The organism is Rhodococcus sp. 15-649-2-2 (genome assembly GCF_002258645.1).
GTDB lineage: Bacteria > Actinomycetota > Actinomycetes > Mycobacteriales > Mycobacteriaceae > Rhodococcoides.
This window is the reverse complement of record NZ_NPFM01000021.1, coordinates 40,732-67,541: the sequence shown is the minus strand read 5'-3', so window position 1 is coordinate 67,541 and position 26,810 is coordinate 40,732. Positions and strand designations below refer to the sequence as shown.

At 64.5% G+C, this 26,810-nt stretch carries 27 protein-coding genes and 1 pseudogene; 17 read left to right on the top strand and 11 right to left on the bottom strand.

Features of this window, described 5'->3' with window-relative positions:
* Positions 1-11 precede the first annotated feature (11 nt).
* Positions 12-833 carry a sulfurtransferase gene (locus CH305_RS12205; protein WP_032403729.1) on the bottom strand — a complete coding sequence of 274 codons (822 nt, stop codon included), beginning with the start codon at positions 831-833 and terminating at the stop codon, positions 12-14.
* A gap of 65 nt (positions 834-898) precedes the next feature.
* Here CH305_RS12205 and CH305_RS12200 point away from each other — a divergent pair, with 65 nt between their 5' ends.
* Complete coding sequence (locus tag CH305_RS12200) at positions 899-2,044, top strand: NADH:flavin oxidoreductase (protein WP_037149069.1); 1,146 nt, start codon at positions 899-901, stop codon at positions 2,042-2,044.
* 54 nt (positions 2,045-2,098) lie between these two features.
* Here CH305_RS12200 and CH305_RS12195 read toward each other — a convergent pair whose 3' ends face one another.
* On the bottom strand, positions 2,099-4,465 hold the full coding sequence (locus CH305_RS12195; protein WP_094703839.1) for a DUF222 domain-containing protein: 2,367 nt from the start codon (positions 4,463-4,465) through the stop codon (positions 2,099-2,101).
* A gap of 142 nt (positions 4,466-4,607) precedes the next feature.
* On the opposite strand from CH305_RS12195, the gene CH305_RS12190 reads away from it, so the two are divergent.
* Positions 4,608-4,880: a hypothetical protein gene (locus CH305_RS12190; RefSeq protein ID WP_094703838.1), complete on the top strand. Its 273-nt coding sequence runs from the start codon at positions 4,608-4,610 to the stop codon at positions 4,878-4,880.
* On the opposite strand, the gene CH305_RS12185 is transcribed toward CH305_RS12190, so the two are convergent.
* Positions 4,877-5,692, bottom strand: coding sequence for an IclR family transcriptional regulator (locus CH305_RS12185; protein WP_094703837.1), 816 nt, complete (start codon positions 5,690-5,692; stop codon positions 4,877-4,879). The two genes, CH305_RS12190 and CH305_RS12185, sit on opposite strands and share 4 nt — an antisense overlap.
* 109 nt (positions 5,693-5,801) lie before the next feature.
* On the opposite strand from CH305_RS12185, the gene CH305_RS12180 reads away from it, so the two are divergent.
* Both CH305_RS12180 and CH305_RS12175 read left to right on the top strand, forming a co-directional pair.
* On the top strand, positions 5,802-6,563 hold the full coding sequence (locus CH305_RS12180; RefSeq protein ID WP_032404628.1) for a CoA transferase subunit A: 762 nt from the start codon (positions 5,802-5,804) through the stop codon (positions 6,561-6,563).
* Positions 6,560-7,198, top strand: coding sequence for a 3-oxoacid CoA-transferase subunit B (locus CH305_RS12175; protein ID WP_094703836.1), 639 nt, complete (start codon positions 6,560-6,562; stop codon positions 7,196-7,198). The genes CH305_RS12180 and CH305_RS12175 overlap by 4 nt, the downstream gene beginning before the upstream one ends.
* Before the next feature lie 71 nt (positions 7,199-7,269).
* Here CH305_RS12175 and CH305_RS12170 read toward each other — a convergent pair whose 3' ends face one another.
* Positions 7,270-8,118 carry an aldo/keto reductase gene (locus tag CH305_RS12170; protein WP_094609330.1) on the bottom strand — a complete coding sequence of 283 codons (849 nt, stop codon included), beginning with the start codon at positions 8,116-8,118 and terminating at the stop codon, positions 7,270-7,272.
* Between the two features lie 54 nt (positions 8,119-8,172).
* Between CH305_RS12170 and CH305_RS12165 the strand changes: the two genes are divergently transcribed.
* From CH305_RS12165 to CH305_RS12145, 5 genes are all read left to right on the top strand, one after another.
* On the top strand, positions 8,173-9,846 hold the full coding sequence (locus CH305_RS12165; RefSeq protein WP_094703835.1) for a phospholipase D-like domain-containing protein: 1,674 nt from the start codon (positions 8,173-8,175) through the stop codon (positions 9,844-9,846).
* A 67-nt stretch (positions 9,847-9,913) separates the two neighbouring features.
* Complete coding sequence (locus tag CH305_RS12160; RefSeq protein WP_256983712.1) at positions 9,914-10,867, top strand: 1-phosphofructokinase family hexose kinase; 954 nt, start codon at positions 9,914-9,916, stop codon at positions 10,865-10,867.
* Positions 10,864-11,613 carry a 5'/3'-nucleotidase SurE gene (gene surE / locus CH305_RS12155; RefSeq protein ID WP_037149093.1) on the top strand — a complete coding sequence of 250 codons (750 nt, stop codon included), beginning with the start codon at positions 10,864-10,866 and terminating at the stop codon, positions 11,611-11,613. Before CH305_RS12160 ends, surE begins: the two co-directional genes overlap by 4 nt.
* Positions 11,614-11,701: 88 nt before the next feature.
* Positions 11,702-12,754 (top strand): M4 family metallopeptidase, encoded by a 1,053-nt coding sequence (locus CH305_RS12150; RefSeq protein ID WP_256983711.1) that lies wholly within the window; start codon positions 11,702-11,704, stop codon positions 12,752-12,754.
* 10 nt (positions 12,755-12,764) lie between these two features.
* Entirely contained in the window at positions 12,765-13,046 is a 282-nt protein-coding gene (locus CH305_RS12145; RefSeq protein WP_052058257.1) for a protealysin inhibitor emfourin, read from the top strand.
* Between the two features lie 45 nt (positions 13,047-13,091).
* Here CH305_RS12145 and CH305_RS12140 read toward each other — a convergent pair.
* From CH305_RS12140 to CH305_RS12130, 3 genes and pseudogenes are all read right to left on the bottom strand, one after another.
* A pseudogene (locus CH305_RS12140) lies at positions 13,092-13,766 on the bottom strand (NADPH-dependent F420 reductase); the annotation flags it as partial.
* A 22-nt stretch (positions 13,767-13,788) separates the two neighbouring features.
* Complete coding sequence (locus CH305_RS12135; protein ID WP_094703832.1) at positions 13,789-15,279, bottom strand: NAD(P)/FAD-dependent oxidoreductase; 1,491 nt, start codon at positions 15,277-15,279, stop codon at positions 13,789-13,791.
* 27 nt (positions 15,280-15,306) lie between these two features.
* A complete protein-coding gene (locus CH305_RS12130) occupies positions 15,307-16,173 on the bottom strand; it encodes an SDR family oxidoreductase (RefSeq protein ID WP_032404619.1) in 867 nt (288 codons plus the stop codon).
* Positions 16,174-16,246: 73 nt separating this feature from the next.
* On the opposite strand from CH305_RS12130, the gene CH305_RS12125 reads away from it, so the two are divergent.
* Positions 16,247-16,891, top strand: coding sequence for a TetR/AcrR family transcriptional regulator (locus tag CH305_RS12125; protein ID WP_032404618.1), 645 nt, complete (start codon positions 16,247-16,249; stop codon positions 16,889-16,891).
* Positions 16,892-16,914: 23 nt separating this feature from the next.
* Here CH305_RS12125 and CH305_RS12120 read toward each other — a convergent pair whose 3' ends face one another.
* A complete protein-coding gene (locus CH305_RS12120; RefSeq protein WP_032404617.1) occupies positions 16,915-17,916 on the bottom strand; it encodes a DMT family transporter in 1,002 nt (333 codons plus the stop codon).
* 39 nt (positions 17,917-17,955) lie between these two features.
* Between CH305_RS12120 and CH305_RS12115 the strand changes: the two genes are divergently transcribed.
* Together CH305_RS12115 and CH305_RS12110 are read left to right on the top strand one after the other, a co-directional pair.
* Positions 17,956-18,489, top strand: a complete 534-nt coding sequence (locus CH305_RS12115; protein ID WP_032404616.1) for a CGNR zinc finger domain-containing protein — start codon at positions 17,956-17,958, stop codon at positions 18,487-18,489.
* An 82-nt stretch (positions 18,490-18,571) separates the two neighbouring features.
* Entirely contained in the window at positions 18,572-18,883 is a 312-nt protein-coding gene (locus CH305_RS12110; protein WP_141215839.1) for a hypothetical protein, read from the top strand.
* 33 nt (positions 18,884-18,916) lie between these two features.
* Here the strand turns inward: CH305_RS12110 and CH305_RS12105 are convergent, their stop codons facing one another.
* Positions 18,917-20,014, bottom strand: a complete 1,098-nt coding sequence (locus CH305_RS12105) for a hypothetical protein (protein ID WP_094703831.1) — start codon at positions 20,012-20,014, stop codon at positions 18,917-18,919.
* Positions 20,011-20,211 carry a hypothetical protein gene (locus CH305_RS12100; protein ID WP_032404614.1) on the bottom strand — a complete coding sequence of 67 codons (201 nt, stop codon included), beginning with the start codon at positions 20,209-20,211 and terminating at the stop codon, positions 20,011-20,013. Before CH305_RS12100 ends, CH305_RS12105 begins: the two co-directional genes overlap by 4 nt.
* A gap of 470 nt (positions 20,212-20,681) precedes the next feature.
* Here CH305_RS12100 and CH305_RS12095 point away from each other — a divergent pair, with 470 nt between their 5' ends.
* The 5 genes from CH305_RS12095 (at position 20,682) to CH305_RS12075 (ending at position 25,899) form a co-directional block, all read left to right on the top strand.
* Entirely contained in the window at positions 20,682-21,803 is a 1,122-nt protein-coding gene (locus tag CH305_RS12095; RefSeq protein WP_032404613.1) for an ABC transporter ATP-binding protein, read from the top strand.
* A gap of 37 nt (positions 21,804-21,840) precedes the next feature.
* Complete coding sequence (locus CH305_RS12090) at positions 21,841-23,217, top strand: ABC transporter substrate-binding protein (protein ID WP_094703830.1); 1,377 nt, start codon at positions 21,841-21,843, stop codon at positions 23,215-23,217.
* Between the two features lie 86 nt (positions 23,218-23,303).
* Entirely contained in the window at positions 23,304-24,140 is an 837-nt protein-coding gene (locus CH305_RS12085) for a metallophosphoesterase (protein ID WP_256983709.1), read from the top strand.
* A gap of 18 nt (positions 24,141-24,158) precedes the next feature.
* Entirely contained in the window at positions 24,159-25,100 is a 942-nt protein-coding gene (locus CH305_RS12080) for a carbohydrate ABC transporter permease (RefSeq protein ID WP_094703981.1), read from the top strand.
* On the top strand, positions 25,090-25,899 hold the full coding sequence (locus tag CH305_RS12075) for a carbohydrate ABC transporter permease (RefSeq protein ID WP_037149115.1): 810 nt from the start codon (positions 25,090-25,092) through the stop codon (positions 25,897-25,899). Before CH305_RS12080 ends, CH305_RS12075 begins: the two co-directional genes overlap by 11 nt.
* Here the strand turns inward: CH305_RS12075 and CH305_RS12070 are convergent, their stop codons facing one another.
* Positions 25,900-26,793: a LysR substrate-binding domain-containing protein gene (locus CH305_RS12070; protein WP_032404997.1), complete on the bottom strand. Its 894-nt coding sequence runs from the start codon at positions 26,791-26,793 to the stop codon at positions 25,900-25,902.
* Positions 26,794-26,810: the final 17 nt, after the last annotated feature.

Sequence of the window (26,810 nt, the reverse complement as noted above, 5' to 3'; positions counted from 1 at the left end):
GAGGGTGCCCGTCACGCCCTCGGGCGCGTCGGGTCGGTGATCCATCCCGACCACGATCCCGGATACAACGCAGCGTCGATACCCGCCAGCTCGAGCGCAAGAATCTGGTGTGCGGCGGTCACCCCGGATCCGCAGTAGACAGCGACGCCTTTCCCTTCCGGCACAAGTCCACCGAATGTGCCATCGAGTACCTCGGGATCCAGGAACTTTCCGTCCGAATCGACGTTGTCGGTCGTCGGTCGGTTGATCGCGCCCGGGATGTGACCGGCCACGGGATCCACCGGCTCCACCTCGCCGCGGAATCGTTCGGGTGCCCGCGCGTCGAGCAGTACGTTGTCTCGGGCGAAATCGAGTACGTCGTCCACGTCGAGGACTCGTGCCAGGGATGGCCGGGCGGTGAACGATCCGGCTGCAACGATCGACGGTGCGGTTCCGATCGGGAACCCGGCGGCCACCCACTGAGCCAAACCGCCGTCGAGGACTCGCACGTCCGCGTGGCCGTAGTAACGCAACAGCCACCAGCCGCGCGCGGCCGCGGTCGCCGGACCTCCGTCGTAGACCACAACCGAGGAGTCGTCGCTGACCCCGGCACCGCGCATCGCTGCGACGAAGGTCTCCTCGTCGGGCAATGGGTGACGCCCGCGCTGATCCGGCGGGGCAGCCAGATCGGCATCGAGATCGACGAATTGCGCGTGCGGGATGTGCCCGGCCTCGTAACCTGCTCTGTCGCTCCCGGTCTGAAGCGTGAACCGAATGTCGAGGACGACGGGGGCCCGTCCCATCTCGAAGAGATCGTGCAGTTCGGCGGCAGAAATCAGCGGCGAAGGGCTCATAAGCATCCGACGCTAACAGCCCCGCACGGGGAATAGCTCGGGGTTGGTACAGGTTGTGCGCAGGCGTGACCGAAACTGCATCCACAACTCAGCATCTGTCCACCACCGGGCTCTTCGAGCCGTTCGAGGTCAAGTCGCTGAAGCTCCGTAACCGCTTCGCCATGGCCCCGATGACGCGCGCCTTCTCGCCCGACGGCATCCCCGGCCCGGACGTCGCCGAGTACTACCGCAAGCGCGCCGCCGGCGGAACCAGCCTCATCATCACCGAGGGCACCTACATCCCCGACCCCGCCGCAGGTCCTCACACCCGCGTTCCGCGCATCTACGGCGACGCCAGCCTCGAAGGATGGAAGGGCGTCGTCGACGCGGTACACGCCGAGGGCAGCGCCATCATTCCGCAGCTGTGGCACCTCGGTGTCGAGCGCGGCACCGAGCCTCGCCTGTTCCCCGACGTCACCACTGTCAGCCCGTCCGGCATTGCACTCGACGGCTCCTCGGTCGGTCGAGCCTTCACCGACGCCGACCTCGACGAACTCACCTCGCAGTGGGTACAGGCTGCGGTCAACGCGAAGAACACCGGCTTCGACGGCCTCGAACTGCACGGTGCTCACGGTTACCTGCTCGACGAGTTCCTCTGGGCCACAACCAATGTGCGCGACGACGAGTTCGGCGGCTCGCTCGAAGCCCGTACCCGGTTCCCCGCACAGGTTGTTGCCGCGATTCGTGCGGCCGTCGGCGAGGACTTCGCGATCGTGTACCGATTCTCGCAGTGGAAGAGCAATCACTTCGACGCTCGGATCGCACAGAACCCCGAGGAGCTCGGACGCGTCCTGACGCCACTGGTCGACGCCGGAGTGGACGTGTTGCACGCCTCCACCCGACGCCACTGGGACCCGGCGTTCCCCGAGCTGGACGGTAACGATGGAAAGCTCGGCTTGGCCGGTTGGACCCGCAAGCTCACCGGAGTTCCGACCATCACCGTCGGATCGGTCGGGCTCGACTCGGTCTTCACCTCGGCATGGTCGGAGGATGCTGCGTCGGGTGTGACCGGATTGGACGCGCTCGTCGGTCAATTCGAGGACAACGAGTTCGATCTGGTGGCCGTCGGGCGCGCGTTGCTGTCCGATCCGGAGTGGGTGAACAAGGTGGGCGACGGCCGCGTGGACGAGCGCATCGAATTCACGCGCGACCACATTCAGCACTTGGTCTGAGGCCGCGGGCACATGGTCTGACGGAGCAGGCACAGGGATTCACGGCAGCATCGCCTAGAACGGTGGTGCTGCCGTGTCGTCTGTCTCGGGTTGTTCGTTGTCGGGTGGGTGGGGGTAGGCGATGATGCTGGATCGTCTGGGTTTGGTGGGGATGTGGGGTCTCAGGTCGTTGCCGAGGATGGGTACGGCTGTGCCGTTGGCGGGCAGAGTGATGCGGGTGGTCTTCGAGATGGAGGTCCACAGGATCGCCCCGCCGGGGAGCATGACGGCTGTCCAGTAGCCGGCGGTTTTGACGGTGTGGTGAAACTCGCACAGGCATTGCAGGTTGTTGACGGTGGTCCAGCCGCCGCCGAGGGGGTTGGCGTGGTCGAAGGCAATGATGTGGTCGAGTTGGCAGCGTGCGGCGGGGCGGTGGCAGTCGGGGAAGCGGCAGTGCCGGTCGCGCAGGCGGACTGCTGCGGTGGTGAGGGTGTCGGGTCGGTAGATCAGGGCTCGGTCGGTCAGGGGGTCGCGTGCGACGGATTTTCCGAGGGTGGGGTCGGCGGCGATGGCGGCTTCGAGTGCAGCGGCCAGCGATGCGTTTCCGAGGTAGAGGCCGGCAGGTGTGCGGATGGTTCGGTTGCTGCGCCGGATTACGGAGGACAGATCGAGGGCAGAGCTGTGCCGTGTGCCCCTGCCGACTGGGGTGTGGGTGCAGAACAAGGCTGCAGCGGAGGTCAGCGACTGGAGGCGACGCTGAGGTCGATCGTCGCCCGGTGCCGGGTCGGTCGGGCCAGTCGCTGCTGGGACTGGATCCGGTAACGAACCTTGCTCGGCCGGAGGCTTCGGAGTAGGCGATGACGCGGTGGCCGCCGCTGGTTCAGGTACTGCCGTCGGACCTGCTGTTGTAGAGCCGGATGCCGTTGTGGAGCCGGATGGCGTTGTGGAGCCGGATGGCGTTGTGGAAGAGCCTGATTCCGAACAGCTCGGTGTGATATCAGGTGCCGGCGATGTCAGTTCCGCAGGTGATCGTGAATCCGATGCGGGATCAGACGACGCAGCTGCCTCACGGTCGGTGTCCGACGTTGCGTCCCCTCGCGGGTCCGTCGCCGTTGCCGTCGCGCGTGTTGCCGCGTGCTTCCGGACAGGATCGGTAGCGTCCGGGTCGGGGGTTGCCGACGGGCCGGTCGCAGGTACGGGTGTGGACTCGTCGTTCTCCTCGGCATCGCCGGTCTCGTCGACCTCATCTGCCGGTGACTCTCGTACCGGTGCCGGTGTCGAGGTGCTCCCCGGTCCACGCGCAGGAGCGGGTACAGGTGCAGGCGAACCGGCCGAGGTCGGTTCGGTCGAGGAATCAGCCTCCCTACCCGAATCCGTGGCCGACCCCATTCCCTCATCAGTAGCCGAGTCCGCGGCCGCGGCCGCGTCTTTGTCCATGTCCATGTCCGCGTCGGCGTCTGTTCCCGTGTCGGATCCTGGTGCACCCTCGGCCTTCTCGCCGTCCGAGCGTCGTTCCCATTCCCCGGTCTCCGGGTTCTGCACCGCCAGGCCGAGTTTCTCCGCGAGGGTGACTGCGTCGGTGAGCAGGATCTGCCACTGACTGTTGCGCGCCAACTCCCGCGCGAGATCAGGATCGATGGATCCATGCCCGGCCAGGTACGCGGGGTTCGCCAATAGTCCGATGAGGGTGGCGATGTCGACGGTGATCATCGTCAACGGCACCCGACGATCCGGCAGCACCGCATCTTCTTTCGGGCAGTCATCGCGCTGGCACAGGCACGCCAAGCGGGGTTCGCCGTGCATGCGGGCCATGAACGCATCACACAAGCGATCCTGTTTACCGCGAGGATCTTTCGGGCAGAGCGTGTCGGCCATCTCCTCGAGCAGCTGCCACGCAGCGGCGGCCTCGGGGGCGGTCAATTCCGCTCGAATCCGCGCCAACTCACCGGCGGGGCTGTAGCTGACGTTGCGAAACCGCTTCGCGAACTCCCGCAACGCTGCCGCTTCCTCCGGCGCGACCCGCAGCAGGATGTCCCAGATCTCCTTCTCCAACGGACCCGGTGACGACCGGCGGGCTGCTTCGACGATCTCGCCCTCGACCCTTCTAACGATCTCGTCGGAGAGGTTGTCGAGGATGCGGCACACCGTCCGTACCCGGGGTAAGTCGATCTCCCCGGACTCGAATGCGGACCGCAGCAGTGGAAGTCGGGTGTGCAGGGCGACGCCCACGGAGACGTACGATTCGGCGACCGTCGCCGAACAGCCCAACGCCACTGCCATCTCGGTGCGTCCGTACCGGCTGTAGTGCTTGTGCTTGGTGTCGTGGGTGATCCAGCTCCGATGGATGTCATAGCAGGCGGAAATCTTGCGAGCGGCCTGACGATTTTCTGCACACGCAGCAGCGGTCAATGCCTCCAGCGACACGGTCGGTACTGCGCCCATTTTTCACCCCCCGGTGAGCAACGATTCAGAACATGCGTTCGAACTGAAAGAAGACTATCTCGACCCACCGACAAGAACGCACAGGCCGCAAAAAGGTAGGCTGGCCTGCCACTATTCGACGAATCGTTCTACACTCCGACCCATGACCGAGCCCGATTCAACCGCGGCCGAGCTGGCCGAGTTGCGTGCCCAGGCCAGCAGCGGCGATCAGGATGCACTCGACCAGTTGGTCGAACTCGCAGGCTCTCGAAACGACCTCGACGAACTGCGCTCCCTCGCCGACGCAGGCAGTACCGATGCCGTCGACATCCTGGTCGAACTTGCCGGTGAACGCGGTGATCGCGTCGAGCTGCACAGGCTGGCGGCCGCAGGCAGCCAGGACGCCGCGGACATCCTGGACGAGCTCGACAGCTAGCCGGGTGTGGGCCGGTCCCCCAGTTGCAGGGTGAGTCGGTGCGCCGCGTCGAGGAGCATCTTGCCCAGCTCCCGTCGTCGATCGTCGCGGAATCGTGTCTCGACACCGGTCAAGCTCAGCGCCCATGCCGGCTTGTCGGCGCGATCGAAAACGGCGGCACCGAGCCCCCAGCTACCCTCCACGAGCAACGCCGGGTTGACGGCGAATCCCGTGGAGCGGGTATTCGCTATCCGCCTGCGAATCTCCACGGCCGAGTGACTCTCTCCCCACTCCGGCACCAGGTTCACGGCATCGAGATACTCGTCGACCTCCCGATCCGGTAGGTGCGCAAGAATGGCCAACCCTGCGGACGCCACTCCGAGCGGCAGCCGGATTCCCTCGTACAGCACATGCGAGCGCAGCGGAAAACTTCCCTCCACTCGAAGCAGGCACACCGTCTCCGAACCCCGGCGGGCCGACAAAAACGCACTCTCACCACTCTCGGTTGCCAACGCCTGCACGACTTTTCGCGCCTGGTCGGTGATGTCGTACCGCAGGGCCGCCATGGACCCCAGCAGGTAGATCTCCGGCCCCAGCGACCAGCGGCCGGTCGCAGTGTCACGATCGACGAATCCCTGTTCGGCGAGCGTGGACAGCAGGCGATGGGTGGTGGGTCGCGCGATACCGGCCGCCCGCGCGAGGGCAGTGGTGGAGGCACCGGACGGCTCCTCGGCTCCCGCTGCCCTCAGCAACGAACAGATCTTCCCGATCACACTCGCGTTGGCATCCGATGACGTCACCCGAGGATCGTACGTCCATTCAGTGGACACCATGCCTCAATCCGTTCACCGACCGAGCAATCAGAGCCGTTCTTGCCACAACGAAGTGCAGCTCAGGTTCACTGAAGTCATCGTTTGCTCAACGAACACATCAGGAGTTCTTGTGACAGGAAAGACCTACGCGTCCGCTGCCGATGCGGTCGCGGACATCGGCCGTGGGGCGACCATCGCGGTCGGCGGCTTCGGGCTGTGCGGTATTCCGGACGCTCTCATCGAGGCCATCGCGAACACCGACGCCGACGAGCTGGAGGTGTTCTCCAACAACTGCGGCGTCGACGGCTACGGACTCGGAATCCTGTTGGCAGCGGGACGTATTCGCCGGGTCACTGCCTCGTACGTCGGAGAGAACAAGGAGTTCGCCCGGCAGTACCTCGCCGGCGAACTCGAGGTCGAACTGACCCCTCAGGGCACCCTCGCCGAACGACTTCGCGCCGGCGGCAACGGCGTTCCCGCATTCTTCACCCCCGCCGGGGTCGGCAGCCCCATCGCCGACGGCGGAATGCCGTGGCGCTACGACGCCGACGGCTCGGTATCCATCGCATCGCCGCCCAAGGAAACGCGAGTGTTCGGCGACAAGCGATACGTACTCGAAGAATCCATAAACGCCGACTTCGCTCTGGTGCACGCCGAAACAGGTGATACGGCAGGCAATCTCGTGTTCGACAAGACCGCGATGAACTTCAATCCTCTCGCTGCGATGGCCGGCAAGATCACCATCGCGCAGGTCGAGAACCTCGTCGAGCCGGGCGAGATCGACCCAGCCCACGTACATCTGCCCGGCGTGTTCGTCCAACGCGTCGTACACACCGGGCCACAGGACAAGCGCATCGAAAAGCGCACCGTCAGTTCAGGAGTGCGAGCATGAGTGCAGGATGGACCCGCGATCAGATGGCCGAACGTGCCGCAGCGGAGATGATCGACGGCGAATACGTCAACCTCGGCATCGGACTGCCGACGCTCATCCCGGGATATCTGACCGACGACGTCAAGGTGACCCTGCACTCCGAGAACGGCATCCTGGGCACCGGACCCTACCCCACCGAGGACAAGGTCGACGCCAACCTCATCAATGCGGGCAAGGAGACCGTCACCGTCAATCCCGGTGCAGCATACTTCGATTCGTCGCTGAGCTTCGGAATGATCCGCGGCGGCCACATCGACACGGCGGTGCTCGGCGGCATGCAGGTCTCCCGCACCGGCGACCTCGCCAACTGGATGGTGCCCGGCAAGATGGTCAAGGGCATGGGCGGCGCGATGGACCTCGTACACGGTGCCCGACGCGTCATCGTCGTCATGGAACACACCGACCGCGACGGCAACCCCAAGATCCTCGACGCCTGCACTCTGCCTCTCACCGGCCAGGGCGTCGTGGATCGCATCATCACCAACCTCGCCGTCATCGACGTCGTCGGCGACGGCACCCTCGAGCTGGTGGCACTGGCACCCGGCGTGACCACCGAGCAGGTCACCGCCGCAACCGGATCGACTCTGAAGAGCTGATCGAACGACTGCAGAGTGGTAACACTGTGGGCCCGAACGTCCGAAGACGTTCGGGCCCACAGTGTTACGTGCTAGTCCGGAATCATGTCGAACGTATCCGGATTCGGTCCGGTACGTCCCTGCTCACCCTTGTCGAGAGCCGTGATGGCGTCGACATCGGCGGAGCTGAGCTCGAAGTCGAAGATCTCGAAGTTGGCCTTGACCCTCTCCGGCGTCACCGACTTCGGGAAGATGATGTTGCCGCGCTGAATGTGCCAGCGGAGCACCACCTGTGCAACGGATTTGCCTGCCGCATCGGCGATTCGCTGCAGTTCCGCGTCGTCGAGGACGTTGCCCTGAGCGATCGGCGACCACGCCTCGGTGGGGATGGCATGCTCACGGCCGTAGGCCCATACATCGTTGTTGACGAAGTACGGGTGCACCTCGATCTGGTTCACCGCCGGGACCGTATCGGTCTCCTCTGCGAGGCGATCGAGGTGGGCGGGCTGGAAGTTGGAGACACCGATGTTGCGGGCGCGGCCGTCGGCTGCGAACTCCTCCAACGTCTTCCACGTGGATACGAAATCGCCGTCGTAGCGAGTGGGTAGGGGCCAGTGGATGAGGAAGAGGTCCACGTAGTCGGTTCCGAGGTCGCTGAGCGTCTTGTCGAATGCCTTCCGCGCGTCGTCGGGCCGGTGAAAGCCGTTGTTGAGCTTGCTGGTGACGAAGACAGATTCGCGATCGATTCCGGAGTTACGGATGCCCTCGCCGACCTGCTTCTCGTTGCCGTACATCTCGGCGGTGTCGATGTGTCGGTAGCCGATCTCGAGCGCCGTTTCGACGGCCTTCGCGGTCTCCTCCGGGTCGATCTGGAAGACGCCGAAGCCGAGCTGGGGAATCTGCTTGCCGTTTCTGAGCGTGACGTTGGGTACCTGAGTCATATCGCCGGGGTGCCCGCCCACTCTCGCCTTCAAACCGGGTGAAATGATGCGTGCGTGATAGTGCAGCGCATCCGGCGCGTCGTAGACGGAGTTGCCGAGAAGTTCGGCCGGTCCACCTCCGCTCTGATTGCCCCCGAGCGCCACTTCGACCCCGCGCACCCGTGGTTTCTCACCGCGCCCGAGCGGGGCAACGACGACACCCGTATTTCGGCGTGGACCGAGGGCAACCGCGTCGAAAATCTGGTGCACGGCAAGACCTACTTCGCTGCACTCGCAGGAGCCCTCGAGCAGACCGAGCGCGACGATCTGGTGCTCTTCACCGATTGGCGCGGCGACCCGGAGCAGCTGCTCACCGACGACGGCGTGACCGTCGAAGATGCCCTGGCCGCCGTCGCGCACCGCGGTGGCATCGTCAAGGGCATGGTGTGGCGCTCCCACATGGAGACCCTCGGTTTCACCGGTCCGAAGAACCGCAAGCTCGCACTGCGGCTGGAGGAGGCGGGCGGCGAGGTCATCCTCGACCAGCGCGTGCTGACGCTGGGCAGCCACCATCAGAAGTTCGTGGTCGTGCGGTACGGCAGGAAAGATCTGCCCGACGTCGCGTTCGTCGGTGGCATCGACCTGGCCCGTGCCCGACGCGATGACGCCGATCACTTCGGCGATCCTGTCTCACGTCCCTTCCCGCCCGAGTACGGCGAGATTCCCGCGTGGCACGACGTGCAGGTGCAGATCGAAGGCCCGGCGGTGCGGGACGTGGAAGACGTCTTCCGCGAACGCTGGGAAGATCCGGCCGCTCTCTCCCGTTTGCCATGGCACGCGATACCCGACCTGCTGCGCGGAGTCACGCGCGAGCCGTCGGAACTCCCTCCCGCGGCGGCACCCCCGGAGCCCCTGGGCACGTGCTCGGTGCAGCTGTTGCGTACCTACCCCCGCCGGCGCCCCGCCTACCCGTTCGCCACGAAGGGCGAGCGCAGCGCGGCCCGCGCGTACGCCAAAGCTCTCGACAGGGCCACCGAGCTGATCTACATCGAGGATCAATATCTGTGGTCGGTCGACGTCGCTCGCGTCTTCGCCGCGGCATTGCGCCGGAAGCCGAACCTGAAGTTGGTGGTGGTGGTCCCCAAGCACCTCGACGACGACAGCAACTTGACCATTCCCTCTGCGCTGCTGGGACACTCGGCTGCACTCGGGGTCATCCGCGCGGCCGGCGGCGACCGCGTTCTGGTACTCGACATCGAAAACGACCGCGGCATACCGGTATACGTGCACTCGAAGGTCTGCATCATCGACGACGTGTGGACCGCGGTGGGATCGGACAACTTCAATCGCCGCTCCTGGACCCATGATTCGGAGCTGACCGCGGCCATTGTCGACGAGCAGCGCGACGATCGGGCGCCGTTGGACCCGGCAGGCCTCGGCGACGGTGCCAGAACCCACGCACGGAACCTGAGACTCGAACTGATCCGCGAGCACCTGGGACGGGCCGACGGCGACGACGCAGACCTCGTCGACCCGCAGCAGTTCTTCGATGTGGTCTCGGCCAGCGCGACCGCTCTCGACAACTGGCATCGCAACCCGTCCGCCGAGTCCCGGCCCGTCGGCCGGCTGCGCAGGCACGAGATCTCGGTGCCGCCCGTCTGGCAACAGCGACTCGCCGCACTCGCCTACCGCCTGTTCGTCGACCCGGACGGACGCCCCATCGGGATGCGCCTGCGTCGTCGATTCTGAAGACTTCTTCGACCGACCCTTCCCGCTCTATCCGTTTCGGACCTGACAAATCGGGCATTCGCGATCGGTGCCTTCCTCCTCTCGTACACCCACTGCCCTCGTCTTCGCACCGTCTCCACTGTTGACGGTCACTCTCGACGCCGCCCCGAACGGCAGTACCGAACTGCACGTCCACGCGGGCGGTCAGGGTCACTGGATCGCGCGAATGGCGTCGGTGCTCGGACTCGATGTCACGCTCGCCGGGGTCTTCGGCGGCGAGATCGGTGCCGTGCTGCGCGGCATCGTCGAGAGTGAGGGCATCTCCGTCGTCTCCATCGATATCGGCCAGGAAAGTGGCTCCTACGTGCACGATCGCCGCAGCGGAAAGCGTGAGGTACTGGCCACGGTGGACCCACCGCCGCTGGCCAGGCATGCACTCGACGATCTGTTCGGTGCCGCGCTCGCCACCGGTGCCCGCAGCGACGTCGCGATCCTCGGCGGTCCGCATGCCGACGACATCGTGCCGGCCGAGGTGTACGAGCGGCTGTGCGCGGACCTACGCGCGCTCGATGTCCCGGTGGTAGCCGACCTGTCGGGACCGACGATGCAGGCCGCTCTCACCGGCGGTCTCACGGTGCTCAAGGTCAGTCACGAGGATCTCATCGCCGACGGCGGTGCCGAGTCCGAAGACCCGAAGCACCTGATCGAGTCGATGCGAAAGATGCACGACGCCGGTGCCGAGGTCGTCGTGATCTCACGAGCGGGAGACCCGGCGTTGGCTCTGGTGAAGGGCGACGTGCTCGAGATCGTCACCCCGGGTCTGCAGATGGTCGACCACCACGGCGCAGGCGATTCGATGAGCGCCGGCATCGCCGCCGGAATCGCCCAGGGAATGTCGATGCAGGAGTCGCTACGGCTGGGTGGAGGCGCGGGCACCGCCAACGTCACCCGCCGCGGCCTCGGTAGCGGCCGAAAAGATCTGGTACTCGGGCTGACCGAATCGGTGGACGTGCGTCCGTACAGCAAGGCGGGCAAGAAATGAGAGCCCTGATCACCAATGACGACGGCGTGCACAGCGCAGGCATCGCCCTGCTGGCACGGGTCGCCCTCGATGCCGGCCTCGACGTCGTGGTGGCCGCGCCCCACGAGGAGCGCAGTGGTGCCAGCGCTTCGTTGACGGGAATGGGCGTCGACGACCACCTCGGTATCGAGATGACCGAGATCGACGGGCTACCCGATGTGACGGCCTATGCGGTGCAGGCCTCGCCTGCCCTCATCGCGTTCGTCGCCACGAGGGGGGCCTTCGGCGACGTACCGGACCTCGTGCTCTCGGGTATCAATCACGGCCCCAATACCGGTGCTGCCATTCTGCATTCGGGAACGGTGGGTGCGGCGCTGACTGCCCTGACGCACGGGGTTCCTGCCATGGCGTTGTCGTCGCTCGCCACTCGGCCGTCGCATTGGGAGACCGCCGAACACGTCGCACACCTGGCCGTGACATGGATGGTCGCGCACCTGACGGTCGATGCCGTGGTCAACGTCAACATTCCCGACGTTCCCCTCGCCGACTTCGCCGGAATCGTCCCAGCGTCACTGGCTCGCTACGGCGCGGTACAGGCCGAAATAGGAGACCGCGGAGAAGATTTCGTCACCGTCCGGTTCGACGCGATCCGAGCCGAGGACGACGATTCCGACGCCTCCCTACTGGCCCGGAACTGGGCGACCGTCACCGCACTGCGTCCCCCGAGCGAGGTGGACCGCGTCGATCTGTCGACGATGTGCGAGTGAGCTCTGCGCCGAGGAACGAGAATTGTCGGTGCCCTCGGGCACACTGGAACACATCACCACATATGCCACGGACCTAGGGGGTCACCGCGTGACGTTCCATTCTGTAGTTCCACCGTTTCTGCTCGAACGGCTCCAGGGAGCCGGTGCCCGCGCCACGCTGCTCGCCGACCGTGAGATGCGGGCGGGGCGAGAAGTCGTCCAGGCACGTACCGCCATCGCGCCGCGGACCGGCGGCACACTCGAACGCACGATCGCCGACGCGAAATCGACTCGCGACCTCCCGGGCCAGCAGATTCGCGCCGAGGGTGAGGATCCCACCGGCGATGCCGCGACCGACGAGGCATACGACGGTCTCGGCGCGACCTACGCGTTCTTCGACGAGGTCTACGGCTACTCGAGCCTCGACGGCAGTGGCCTGCCCCTCGACGCGACGGTGCACTACGGCCAGGACTACGACAACGCGTTCTGGGACGGCTCGCGCATGGTGTTCGGCGACGGTGACGGCGAGGTGTTCGCTCGATTCACCGTCTCACTCGGCGTCATCGCGCACGAGCTCGCGCACGGGTTCACGCAGTACACCACTCCGCTCGAGTACAAGGACCAGGCCGGCGCACTGAACGAGTCGATCTCCGACGTCTTCGGCGCACTCGTCGAGCAGTACACCGCGAAGCAGAACGCCGAGGACGCGTCGTGGCTGATCGGTGAAGGTCTGTTCCTTCCCGCCGTTCAGGGGAAGGCTCTGCGCTCGTTGCTCGAGCCCGGCACCGCGTACGACGACGATGTGTTGGGCAAGGATCCGCAGCCGGCGAGTATGGACGATTTTGTCGTCACCACCGAGGACGAGGGCGGGGTGCACATCAATTCGGGTATTCCCAACCGGGCGTTCGCCGTTGCCGCGACCACTCTGGGAGGTCCGGCGTGGGACCGCGTCGGGCAGGTCTGGTTCGACACGATGACTGTCGGCGGACTCGCACCGACAGTGGACTTCGCCGGCTTTGCCGCCGCAACACTCGCGGCGGCGAACAAGCGATTCGGAGCCGGGTCCGACGTTGCCGAGGCTGTGGCCTCGGGTTGGTCTACCGTGGGGGTGAAGACAACCGGGGTCGAGCCCATACCGAAGCCGAACGACGATCGGGTGTGATCGAGGGCAGATGAGCCTGCGCATCGAGGTACTGCGAACCGGCGGCGTCGCTGGAATGTCCAAGCGTGGCGTCGTCGAGACCGACGAGCCGGAATGGCAGTCGTTGGTCGAGGCCGCGCAGCCGTACCTTGCCGATCAGCAGGCCACCGACGCGGCCGAGTCCAACGCCCGCGACACATTCGTCTGGAGCGTGTCGGTGGGCGAGCATTCGTGCCGAGTCGGGGATTCTGCCCTGACCGGGCCCTTACGCGACCTCGCGGAGCGCACACTCCGCGAGGGCCGCGTCAGGTAGTTCAAGGCAGTTGTAGTCGACACAGACCTGTAGTCAGCCCAGCTGTCAGGCCTTCCACTCCTCGCTGCGTTCTTCGGTTGCCTTGCTCAGGGCCTCGACGGTGGCGTCGACTCCGAAGTCCTTGCCGTAGACCGGCGAACCCGGCTGCTGTCGCCAGGACTCTTCGAGGGTTCCGGCATCGACCGGGTCGAAGCCGAGCTCGTCGATGACCGAGAACACGAACTTCTTCGAGTCGCCGTCGTTGCCTGCGATCGGAAGCGCGATGCGCCCGTCGGTCCCGGCCGGTACGCCCTTCTCGAGCAAGTGCTTGTACCAAATTCCGTTGAAGGCCTTGATCACCGGCTCACCGAGTTGCTGGGCCACCCACACGCTTTCGGGTGTTCCGCCTTCGATCTCCTCGATCAGCCCGTCACGCTGCTGCGGGTAGTAGTTGTTCGTCTCGATGATCGGCGCTCCGGGCTTGCGGGCACTGGTGATTCCTGGAGCGAGATCCGGAACGTTCTTCTGCGGGATGCTCAGAATGACGAGGTCGGCATCCTCTGCGGCATCCGCGGCCCACACCGCGGTCGCTCCGGTTTCTGCCGCCAGGTCGGCGAGAGTCTCCGGATCACGCGAGTTGGAGAACCGAACCTCGTGACCGAGTGCTGCGAGTCGGCGCGTGAGCGTGCCGCCGATCTGTCCACTTCCGATGATGCCAATTTTCATGTCCGGAACAAACGATCCCGGACGGGATCTATTCCCGTCAGGAACCGACCGCGACCTTCGAGCGGGGCCGCCCGAACTTCATCGCCTTGTCCACGAGCTTGCCGTACCGCAGAACCGGCAGGTCCCGGAAGTAGTTCATCCGCAGCTTCCACGGAGTTTCACTGCCCTGCCTCGGGAAGTTGTCCACGGCCCGCAGCACGTAACCGGCGGCGAAGTCGAGAAACGGCTCTTCGTCGACGGAGGGATCGCGTTCGAGCTCGACGGTGCTGTACCCGTTCTCGTCCATGTGCGCGAGAAGTCGCATGACGTAGTTCGAGACCATGTCGGCCTTGAGTGTCCACGACGCGTTGGTGTATCCGACCACAAAAGCGAAGTTGGGGATGCCGGTGAGCATCATGCCCTTGTACGCCATGGTGCTGGGCAGATCCACGTCTCTACCGTCGACACGGAACGTCGCGCCGCCGAGTGCGGACAGGTTCAATCCCGTTGCAGTGACCACGATATCGGCGTCGAGGTGCTGCCCGGACTTCAGCTTCAGACCGGTCTCGGTGAAGCTGTCGATGTGATCGGTGACGATCGAGACCTCGTCCTTGCGGATCGAACGGAACAGATCGTTGTCGGGCACCAGGCAGAGCCGCTGATCCCACGGGTTGTAGGACGGGGTGAAGTGGGTGTCGAGGTCGTATCCCTTCGGCAGCCACCCCTCCTGGAGCTTCCGGATCCGCTTCTTCATGAATTCCGGGTACTTCTGACTCAAGGTGAAGATCAACATGGCCATCGACACGTTCTTGAGTCGAGTCACGCTGTACGCCAGCTTCTTCGGCAGTCGCTTCCGCAATGCCTGCGCAATCGGGTCCTTGGACGGCAGCGAGAGGATGTAGCTCGGCGAGCGCTGCAGCAGGGTCACGTGCTCGGCATCGCGAGCGAGATTGGGTGCCAACGTGATCGCCGTTGCGCCACTGCCGATGACGACGATCTTCTTGCCCGCGTAGTCCAGATCCTCGGGCCAGTGCTGCGGGTGGATCACCTGCCCACCGAAATTCTCCTGGCCGGCGAATTCGGGACTGAATCCCTTGTCGTAGTTGTAGTAACCACTGCAGGAGAACACGAACGACGCGGTGATCGTGACGGTCTCGTCGGTGTCGCTACGCTGCGCAGTCACCGTCCAGAACTGCTGCTCGGACGACCATTCGAGGGCGACGACCTTGTGGTGGTACCGAATGTGCTTGTCGACGCCGGCTTCTCGGGCAGTCTCGACGATGTAGTTGCGGATGTCGGTGCCGTCGGCGATGGACTTCTCACCCATCCACGGCTTGAAGCTGTACCCGAGGGTGTACATGTCGGAATCGGAGCGAATGCCGGGGTAACGGAACAGATCCCACGTTCCACCGATCGCCCCGCGGCTTTCCAGGATGGTGTACGTCTTCCCGGGCAGATCGTGCCCGAGGTGACGCGCGGCCCCGATACCGGACAGGCCGGCACCGATGATGAGGACATCGACCTCGGGGGTAGTCAGTACGGCAGTCATATCAGCAACGATTCCTTCGGTGGGGGGTCAGCTGGTCTTGTTGCGAGCGCTCTCGGACCTACCGAGGCGAGCTACTTCTTCGTCCATCTTGGGCAGGATGGTCGGCACGTGCGCCAGCATGCTGCGATCGCCGACGCGCGAGGTGATGACGGCCTTGAACCAGGACGCTGCACCCACCCAGCGCGGTACGTACACGCGACGCTTGCGCTTGGCCAGGCCGTCGACGAAGGCGTCGACGCACTGCTCGACGGTCATTGTCTTGCCGAGGGGGCCGGGCAGTACCGCAAGCAAGTCCTGGAATGCCGTGAGATCGGATTTGGCGTCCTGCACCATCGGGGTGTCGATCCACGCCATGTGAGCCGAGCCGACGTCCACACCCCGGTAATTGACCTCCAGCCGAAGCGCATTCGCGAAATGCTCGGCCGCAGCCTTGCTCGCGTTGTAGGCCGCCAGACCGGGGCAGGGGGTGAACGCGGCCAGCGAGGAGACGACGAGGATGTAGCCGTTGCGTTCGATCAACGACGGCAACGCAGCGCGGACGGTGTTGAACACGCCCATCACGTTGATGTCCATGACGCGTTGGAACGTGGCCGGGTCCACCTGCATGATCGAGCCGTAGCTGGCGATTCCTGCGTTGGCGAGCACCAGATCGATGCCTCCGAACGCCTCGATCCCGCCGTCGACGGCGCGCTGCATGTCGTCCAGATTTCGGACGTCGGCGACGAACGCTTCGGCCTTCAGCTGCGTCGCCAGCTCTCGCAGCGGGGCCTCGTCGACGTCGACGAGGACCAGCCGGGCACCTTTGCCGGCCAGGTCGCGCGCAGTGGCGGCACCGATTCCCCGTGCTGCTCCGGTGATCAGAACCACCTTGTTCCGTAGCGTCGACGCCGCCATGTGCTCCCCCTCGATCCGAATGCTTGTCTGCGAACACTTTGCATCTGATACCGAGCGGTGTCAAGATCTGTGTGTGACCATCCATCACAGTGAAGTCGGCCGCACCTACCGAGGTGCCGATCCGCAGCAGCGGCAACAGGAGCGTCGGATCCGCCTGCTCGACGCAGCCGTCGAAGTATTCGGCACCACCGGATACCGGACGGCGACCGTGGAGAAGGTGTGCAACGAGGCCGGGCTGACCAAGCGCTATTTCTACGAGTCCTTCACCAACAGCGAGGACTTGTTGATGGCCACCTACGCCCGGGCGACCGACGCGATGCGCGAGAGCATCCTCGTCGGAGCAGCCGCAGAGCGGGATTCCAGCGAACAGGTGCTCAGAGGGGCACTCACCGGCTTCTTCACGTTCGTCGCCGAGCAGCCGAAATCGGCTCGCATTGCCTTCGTGGAAATCCTCGGCGTGTCCCCTACCGTCGACGCGCTGTACCGCAAGACCACCACCTCGTTCTCCACGACCGTGCTACAGGTGGCCGAGACCGTCGGGGCCAGCCGCGGCCTGGCCGGGCCGAACCGTCGAACATTGGCGATGGGCCTCGTCGGCGCGGTCCTCACCATTGCTCAGCAATGGTTGCTGTCCCCCGAACGCGAACCTCTCGAATCCGTGATCGCGAGCGCCCACACCATCCTGGCCGCGGTGGTGTTCGGACGCGTCGACGGCTAGCGGCAGGGTCGGAACCGGAAAGCTCAGGCTCTGCTCTGCAGCGGCTCCACCGGGGCATCCGCGGTGGATCGTTCGCCGGATTTGACGACGACTACGCCGAGCAGGATCAGCGCGCCACCGGCGAGTTGGATCGGCGCCGGCGCTTGACCGAGTAGCAGCCACGCGAACACAAGTGCCGCAACAACTTCCATCAAACCCATGAACGACGCCAACCGCGAACCGAGACGTCGACCGGCTGCGATCCCGAGGACGTAGGCAAGCGCTGCCGTCACCACTCCGAGCCCGACGATCGGAACCCACCACGGAACGACGGCATCGACGAAGGTGACGTCGGTGAGCGGGGCTGCGAACGGCACGATGCCGACGAGTCCGGCGACGAGCAGGATCAGCCCACCCGTGAGCAAGCCTCCGCCTGCGAGCACGATCGGCGGAAGTCCATTGGTCTCGTCGGCAGAGAGCACCCAGTAGACGGCAGCACCGGCCATCGCGCCGAGCGCCCACAGCACGCCGACGGTGTCGACGTCGGCACCGGAGATCAGGTCGAGCACGAGCACCAGACCCATTGCGGCCAACAGCGCACCCACCAGGGTCGAGCGGCCGGGGCGTTGGTGATGGCGGAACCACATCCACCCGATGACGGCTACCGGCGAGGTGAACTCGATGAGCAGCGCTACACCCACTTCCATGCGCCCGACCGCGTTGAAGAAGGCGAGCTGACAGCCGGCGACTGCGAACGCTCCGTACGCCGCGATCAGCTTCCAGTTCTTGGCCAGCAAGCTCCAGCGTCCACGCAGCGCCAGGATCGACGGAATCAGCAAGACCGCGGCGGCGAGCAGGATTCGCGCGGTCACCGCTGCGCCTGCAGTCCAGCCGGCATCGAGCAATCCCGTGGCCAGCGAACCGGAGAGCCCGAACGACGCGGCCGAGAGCAACGCGAACCCGAGCCCCGAAAGCCGGCGCGAGCGCGCAGCAGCGTCATGCGTGGCCGCGAGGTCCACCGTCGTGTCATGAGTGTAAGCCGTCATGACATGTGACAGTAGAGACCGACTTGGTAAGGTGTCAACATGCTTTTTGCTCATGACGCAGAACTGTCGCTTCTGTCCGCCGTGGCATTGGTCAATTCCGCCGAGGATCCGGACACGTTGACCACACGCAACGAGCTGGCCGAGTTCTTCACCGAGCAGGGCTACTCCGGCCGCTTCGACGGCGACGACGCCGAGCTCGAGGCGGTGAGGGCATTACGGCCGACCCTGCGCGCTCTGCTCACCAGCAGCCGCGAAGACGCCGTGGTCGAGGTCAACCGACTGCTGGCCGAGTCCTCGGCCCTGCCGCGACTGGTCCGCCACGGAGACCTCGACTGGCACGTTCACGCTGTGGCCGACGACAGTCCGCTCGCCACCCGCATCGTTGTCGAAACTGCGATGGCGATGATCGACGTCATCCGCGCCGACGAGCTGTCCCGCTTCGACGTCTGTGCAGATCCGGACTGCAACGGGTTGGTTCTCGATCTCTCACGCAACCGCTCACGCCGGTTCTGCAGCACGACCTGCGGCAACCGAGCGGCAGTTGCCGCCTACCGCGCACGTAAGGCCCAGTAGCGGAGCGCTTCGCAAGGCCGACGGCATAGTCGACGGACTTCCGGGTATCCGGGGATGGAACTTAGCGAGAGGAACATCCCCCATGGTCGAGAAAAGGCCTTCCAAGACAAGCTGGGCACGTGCGGTCGAGAACATGTTGGCCGTCATCCTGATTTTCGCTGGAATCGCGGCCGCAGGCGGTCTGATCGCCGCCTTGGCGGGCGGCTTCGAAGGGTGGGCCATCGTTGCCGGTGTCACCGTCGTCGTGCTGTTCGGTGCCGCGTTCTTCGCCGTTCGAGACGGTGCCCGACGCCGCGCTCGTGAAATCGACACGGTCGTCTACGCACCCGACAGCACCGACCAATTGTTCGACGTCGACCCGAACACCGGTGAGCGAACCCCGCACCGCGAATAGTTCGACGTACTGTGCTTTCGGTGAATCACGAGGTCATGATGGCACCGATTCGAGACGGACGATCGAATCGGTTCCGAGAAAGAACACCCCCGACGCGGTCTCGACGATCGAACCCGACTCAGTGAATCCGTCGGACCGTTCGGGCAGTGGCCATCGCCACCGCACGTCGTTCGATTCCGTGGTGGCCACGAGCGCGTTCTCCTCGAACGAACAAGCGGTGTTGCCGACGGTCGTCTCGGACGCGTACGGATCGCGCAGCGTCCACACGTCCGCACCGCCTGCGTCGACGACGGTTGTGTCGGAGGTCAATTCGAGACCGTCGAGCGGCGTTCCGGTACGGGGATCGAAGAATGTGGCCTCACCGCCGAGGGTGACAAGCCCTCGTCCGTCGGACACGTGAATCAGCGGGCCCTCGACGCCGTCCCAGCCCGCGAATGACGTGATCGGGCGCGACCACATCCGATCGAGGGCATCGATGGAACCCCCGTGCAACGCCGATTCGCCGTCCTCGGGGTTGCCCTCGAGCAGAAAGACGGACTGCCCGTCGCTCTCGATGGCGTACGGGAACCAGGCTTCGGGGATCGGCGTTCTCCGTGCCTCCCCGTCGTCCACGCCGATCCTCACGATGGACGGTACGTCGGAATACGAATCCAGACAGACGATGTCGTTACCCACGAGCTCGCTTGCGCACTGGTCGACACTGCCGGGTGACTTCTTCCACCGGATACTCCCGTCCTCGGCATCGATGGCCACGAACTCGATCGAATCCACGGAATACGACCGAGGATTCGGCAGTCCCGCGGCAGTGACGAGAACATCACCGGCGTCGATCACCCCGGCGACACTCGAATCGAATTGCAGATTTGCTGCGGGAGAACGAAATGCGGCGAACTCGCGTCCGTAGACGGTCTCCGCGTCGATCTGCCACGTCGGGTCGAGGATGGGCCCGGTCGGTGCCTGCGTGGTTGTTGTCTCCTCCGAGAACGTCGGTGTCATAGCCTGGACGTCCGACGGCTGTTCGACGGGAACATCCTGCATCGATACCACGACGACTGCAGCGACGACGGATACGGCGGCGACAGCAACCGCAACTCCGGCGCGGATGGTGGACCTTCTCTGCGAATCGGTCATGGCCACTGCGCAATCGGAGCCTGCGCCACAGCATCGAGCACCTCGAAAGACAGTGGTTCCGGCAACACCAGCGGTGCGTACTGGGTGGGGTCGAGGTCAACCGTCGATCGCACCGATACCTGTACTCCGGACGGTCGTGTCACTGTCACCGAACGCGTGAGCTGTGTGGTGCCGTCCTCGGAGACGAAGCTGTTCATTTATGTCGGCGTCATAGCTTTCGGGGCCGTACGCGGACTCTGGATCGTAGGGATCGAGATTGCACCCTCACTCGACGGGGGCAGCCCGACCTCCGAACAGCCCGGGAATTTCACCGGATACGTCGATCGGCTCGGACACAACATCGGAATCACTGACTACACAGCCGACTCCGGTGATCGAAGCAGGCCGGCCGCGCTCACCCGAGGGCCACCACCGTGACGATGACAGAGATCTGGATGATCGCATTGTATCTTCTACTGTCGGGCACGAGACGACGATCCAGACCCAGAGGAAGGTTTCGGCGCTGTTGCGTTGACGATCGGTTGAGTGCGACAACCTATCGTTCCAGCTCAACGAGGTTGCTCTGCGTTCTGCTCGCCGCGACGACCGCGTTGCGTTCACCTCCGATACACCAGCGGGTGTTGGCATATGGCCATCGATTCGACAGCACCAGGTGAGGGGTTGTGCGGTGGGCCGTATACAGCTCGAGTCCGTATCCAAAAAGTTCGGCAGCAGCGATGCGTTGACGGAGATAGATCTCGATATCGCCGACGGCGAATTCCTGGTTCTACTCGGACCGAGCGGCTGCGGGAAGTCGACCCTGCTTCGACTGGTCGCAGGCCTGACCCAGCCGACCGGCGGCCGAATCCTGCTCGACGGCAAAGACATCACCGTCGTGCCGCCGCGTGACCGAGACCTTGCGATGGTGTTTCAGAGTTACGCGCTCTATCCGCACCTGAGCGTTGCCAAGAACATCGGCTTCCCGCTTCGGTCACGCAGATTCTCCCGTAGCCGTATTGCGGATTCGGTGGCCGCCGTTGCCACAGCCCTCGATCTGAGTGAGCTGTTGTACAGACGACCGGCCGAGCTCTCCGGCGGGCAGCGGCAGCGAGTTGCTTTGGCGCGGGCCATGGTTCGAGATCCAGGCGCATTTCTGATGGACGAGCCCCTGTCCAATCTCGACGCCAAGCTCCGCAGCGCCACCCGCACCGAGTTGATCGAACTGCATCGGCGGATCGGCACCACCTTCCTCTACGTCACACACGATCAGGTCGAAGCGATGACGATGGCGACGCGAATCGCACTGATGGACAACGGCCGCATCGAACAGGTCGGCACACCTTCCGAGCTCTACGACACCCCGAAATCGGTTTTCGTGGCCGGATTCCTCGGTGCCCCGCCGATGAACCTGTTCGACGCCACCGTCACGGCGCATCGAGGCGAACTTCACGCCGTGGCTCCAGGAGTGAACATTCCCCTGGGGATCGAGGCGGGCGCACATACCGATCAGCCGGTCACAGTCGGCATCAGGCCGGAGAAGATGCACATCACGGACGCACCCGCTCGCCTACATGCCGACGTCACGACGGTGGAAAACCTCGGCAGCGAGGAGCTCGTCCACGTTCTAGCAGGCTTGAACACATTGTGCATCAGAGCATCTCGCCCGTCCCAGGCCTGCGTGGGAAACCCGATCTCCATCCGGGTCGAGCCCACGGACGTGCATCTGTTCGACCCCGAAACCGGGCGACGCCTGATCTGGGCACCCGAGGACACACCTGCCCGAGACCGATCACCGCTCTACGTCGCCTGACCATCCCTCTCGTCTCATCGAACGGAAAGTGCAGACAGTGAAACGCATTCTCATCGGATCGGGAGCGCTGGCAGTGAGCGCTCTGCTGTTGACTGCCTGCGGAGGACTCGGCAGTACCTCCGCCCCCACCTCGACAGCAGTACCGGCATCTATTCCAGAACTCGCCCCTGATCAACCGGTATCTATCGTCTTCGAGAGCTACAACTACGGGCTGGCCGGCGCCTGGACGGACACGTTCGACGCCCTGATCTCCGAGTTCGAGAAGCAACATCCGAACATCACCGTCACCGCGCAAAAGCCTCAGGGCAACAGCCCCAATCCCGCCACCGACACCGTGTCGAGTATCCAGAGCCAGATGGTCGCCGGGGCACCGCCGGACGTGGCGCAGCTCGGTTTCAGTGACCTCGACTTCACCATCCACCAGCTGGGCGCGAAGTCGCTCGACGATCTCGTCGGCAAGGACGAGGTACAGCGCAACTTCGACGGCGTACGGCACCCGTACGCCCCTACTGCGCGAGCACTTGCCGACTGGGACGGCACGACATATGGAGTGCCGTTCGTCTTCTCCACGACTGTCTTCTATTACAACGCAACACTGTTCGAGCAGGCCGGTCTCGATCCGGCGACTCCGCCGACCACGTGGGACGAGGTGGCCACTGCCGCATCGGCCATCGCGTCGAAGACCGGTAAGGGCGGGGTGTATCTGGACTGCCTCACCAAATCGGCCAAGGACTGGTGCTTCCAGAGCCTGGTTCGGTCCAACGGCGGTCGAGCGATATCGCAGGACCGGTCGACGCTCGAGTTCGATGCAGAACCTGCCGTCGACGCCACCGCCATGGCCCGCGGACTCGTCGACGCCGGGGCCACGCCGAAGCTCAGCCAGCAACAGGGGTACGAAGCCTTTGCCCGCGGCGACATGGGAATGATCCTCGAAACGAGCGCAATACAAGGCACATTCATCAAGGGCGCGAAGGACAAGTGGGACCTGCGGGCCACCACGATGCCGTCGTTCGGCTCGAAGCCCGTCGTACCGACCAACTCCGGGGCGTCACTGTTCACCTTCGCCTCCGACCCCGCGAAGCAGCGTGCATCCTGGGAGCTGATCGAGTTCCTTACCAGCGAAGAGTCCTACATCGCGATCTCTAAGGGTATCGGCTACCTGCCCTTGCGTACCGGGCTCGTCGACGATCCCGACGGGTTGAAGGAGTGGGCCGAGTCCAATCCGCTGATCGAACCCAACCTGACGCAGCTGGAAACGATGGAGCCGTGGGTGTCGATGCCCGGCAATGACTATCTTCAGATCCGGGACGGCATGATGGACGCCGTCGAATCGATCGTGTACCAGGGTGCAGACCCGGCTGCGACATTGACTGCCGCTCGCGAGCAGGCCGCGACACTTTTGCCCGCGTCATGAGGGGGTTGGGAGTGGAGCCCGCGGAACGACCCCAGCAGGCAGGAGGGGAGCCCGCGGAACGACCCAAGGGGGCAGGATTCACGCTCGTGCAGTTGAGCGACACGCATCTGCGGGCCGAAGGAGAACTTGTCCACGGAAGTGTCGATACATTTGCCAATCTGACGTGTGTTCTCGACATGCTCGCGGCCTCCGGGCAGCGCATCGACGCGATGATCTTCTCCGGTGACGTGGCCGACGACGGTGATCCGGCCGCGTACCGTCGACTGCGGGGTGCTGTCGATCCGGTGGCCGAATCACTGGGTGCAGCAACGATCTACGCGATGGGAAATCACGACGAGCGGGCGGCGTTCGGTCGCGAGTTACTCGACGACCCTCGGGCGTCGGACCCGGATCGCACGTTCGACTCGGTGCAGGTCGTCGACGGAGTTCGCATCGTCGTCCTCGACAGCTCGACACCGGGGCGGCACGACGGCCGGATAGAGCCACATCAACTACGTTGGCTTGCAGAGGTATTGGCGGTGCCATCACTTCGTGGCACGATCCTGGTGCTGCATCACCCGCCTATTTCGTCGCCGGTGGTGACGGTCGACTATCTGAGGCTGCAGAACCCTGCTGACCTCGAGTGCGCGATTGCGGGATCGGACGTGCGGGTGATCGTCTGCGGCCACGCCCACCACACAGGTGCAGGGTCCGTCGGCGGTGTTCCGGTGTGGGTCGGTCCTGCGATGTCGTACCGTGTCGACACCTTTCCCCCGGCCGGGCGGCACCGAGGCCTCTCCGGCTTCGGCTTCACTCGCGTAGATCTGCTCGAATCCGGTTTCACCGCAACCGCCGTCGAGGTGGCGCCTGCCGCCACCGTGTACGACGAGTCTCGGCAATCGGTACTCGACAAGCTCGCCCATCTCTCACACCAGGCCGGGTGAGAAGGGGTGTTCATCGCCGTGGCGGATCGACCGCTCGAGACCGTCGTCAGTACGAATGCAGGGCCCCTCGTTCGCCAGGGCCGGTGGCGGCGGGTGATCAGGTCGGCGCAGCCGTACTTGTATCTGACACCGGCTGTCGGCCTGTTGATCGTGTGGACGTACCGACCACTGGTGCAGGCCGCGGAACTGTCGACCTACTCGTGGAACCTCCTGCCGACCACACCGATGGTTCCGGTCGGTGCCGACAACTATCGACGACTGCTCGAGCTACCGGCCGTCGGAGATTCCCTCCGGCGCACAGTGATTTTGATCATCGGACTGTTGCCGTTTTCCATCGTACTTCCGGTGAGCATCGCGTTCGCCACCCGAAAGGTGAACGGACGCGCACGGGTTGTCTACCAGAGCATCGTCTTCGCGCCGTTCCTCATCGCGCCCGTCGCCGGAGCGGCCGTGTGGCAGTGGCTACTCTACCCAGGTGCCGGCATCGTCAACCGCGTCATCGGCTCCGATCGCAACTGGATTCAGGACGCCGACACCGCACAGTTCGTCGTCATCGTGATCACAGGTTGGCACTTCCTGGGTTTTGCAGTTCTGGTGGTGTCCGCGGGGATGGCCGGTATCGACACGTCGTACCAGGAGGCTGCGGAGTCGGACGGTGCGTCCAAATGGCAGATCGACCGGTGGATCGTTCTGCCGCTGCTGTCGCCGACGTTGGTGTTCCTCGCCCTGATGACTGTGTTGTTGAGCGCTCAGTGGACGTTCCCGCTCATCGACACCCTGACTCAGGGCGGTCCGTCTCGGTCTACCACCAACATTTATTACCTGCTGTGGGACTACGGCTTCCGCACTTTCGATGCCGGCCTGAGCGCGGCCGCCGGCATCGTGCTGTTCGTGGGATTCGGGGCGCTCGCAGGCGGTCTCGTGTGGTTGTCGGAAAAGGTTGCCTTTCATGACGATTGATATCGGCCGCGTACGCGGACATCTGATTCTCGGCATCACCGCGCTGGCGTGCGCGTTTCCGATCTACTGGTTGTTCGCGACGTCGTTGCGCCGCCCCGACGACGTCTATTCGCTCTCCCCCGTGCCGTGGCCCCTCTCAGTGGCCAACTATGTCGACGCGGCGAACAAGGTGGACCTGTTCGGCCTGTTGGGCAACACGTTTGCCGTTGCGCTCGCGTCGTCGACGGCGCAGCTGCTGATCGCTGTCTTGGCGTCGTACGCCTTCGCGATGTACACGTTCCGGTTCCAGAAGTTGCTGTACCTCGCGTTCGTCGGCACGTGGCTGGTGCCGTTCCAGGTGACGATGTTGCCGAACTACGTTCTGCTGTATCAGCTGGGGCTCATCAACACCCTCGCGGGCGTCGTCGTGCCCACACTCTGTTCAGCATTGGCCGTGCTGCTGCTTCGTCAACACATGGCAGGCTTTCCGAAAGAGCTGATCTCGGCCGCTCAAATGGATGGACGTTCCTCGTGGTCGATCCTGTGGACTGTGGTGGTCCCCAACCTCAGGCCCGCACTCGCAGCCCTGTCGATCCTGTTGTTCGTCAACTCCTGGAACGAATATTTCTGGCCTGCAGTGGTACTGCAGCGAAGCAACGCCGTCCTGCAACTGGGTCTGCGTAGCTTCATGGGCACCGAGGGCACCGACTGGGGACCGATGATGGCTGTCGCAGGAATGGCGTGCCTACCGGTGTTCCTGCTCTACGTCGTTCTGCAACGGCACATCGTCGACGCGTTCGTCAGGTCGGGCCTGAAGTGATCACGCCGGTTCGATACAACGCACGAAAGCGTCGACTGCGGGGTTGCACTCGTTGCCTCGCCAGACGAGATACAGATCGATTGTCGGGACTGGATCGAACAGCTTGACGGCCACTGTGTTCGACCCAACGGCTCCCATCCCCGCCGAGGTCGCCCGCGACCACGACGCGAACCCGACCAATGGCTTCACCGACACCACGTGAGCCGTCGCACCTGGGTCATCGGCAGTCTGAGCCACATGGAGTCCGATGCGGTTGTCGGCGGCCGCCGCGAAAATGGAGTCGTACATCGCCGGGCACTGCTCTCGGTCGAACAAGATGCAGGATTGACCTGCCAAGTCCGCGAACGGAACTCGGGACAGACCTGCCCAACTGTGTTTCCTGCCGACCACGGCGACAAGCGGTAAACCCTGCAGCACCCGGCGATGCCTGAACTCCCCCGATCCAGGGCGGCCGTAGACGAGCGCAACATCGAGAGTGCCGTCTTTCAGAGCCGTCAACTGTGGGCCGGTTCGCTTCTCCCACAGCGAAACCACGACGTCCGAGTGATCGCGATTCATCCGGGCCAGGGCGTCGGGCAGTACGTGCCGGCTGGCCGGCAAGTTGTAACCGATGTTGAGAGACCGTTCCTCACCGGTCGCGACCGCCCGGGTGACCCTGGCCGCCGTGTCCATCTGTCGAACTATGAGCCGCGCCTGACTCTCGAATTCGCGACCCGCTCGTGTCAGCGTCACCTCGTGCGACGTCCTGGCCACCAACGTCACTCCCAGCGACTTCTCCAGCTTCTGCAATTGGGCGCTCAACGACGGTTGGGTGAGGTGCAGTCGGGCGGCGGCGCGTCCGAAGTGCAGTTCTTCGGAGATGGCAATGAACGCCGTCAGATGCCTGAGCTCCATGATCTGCCCTTCGAGAT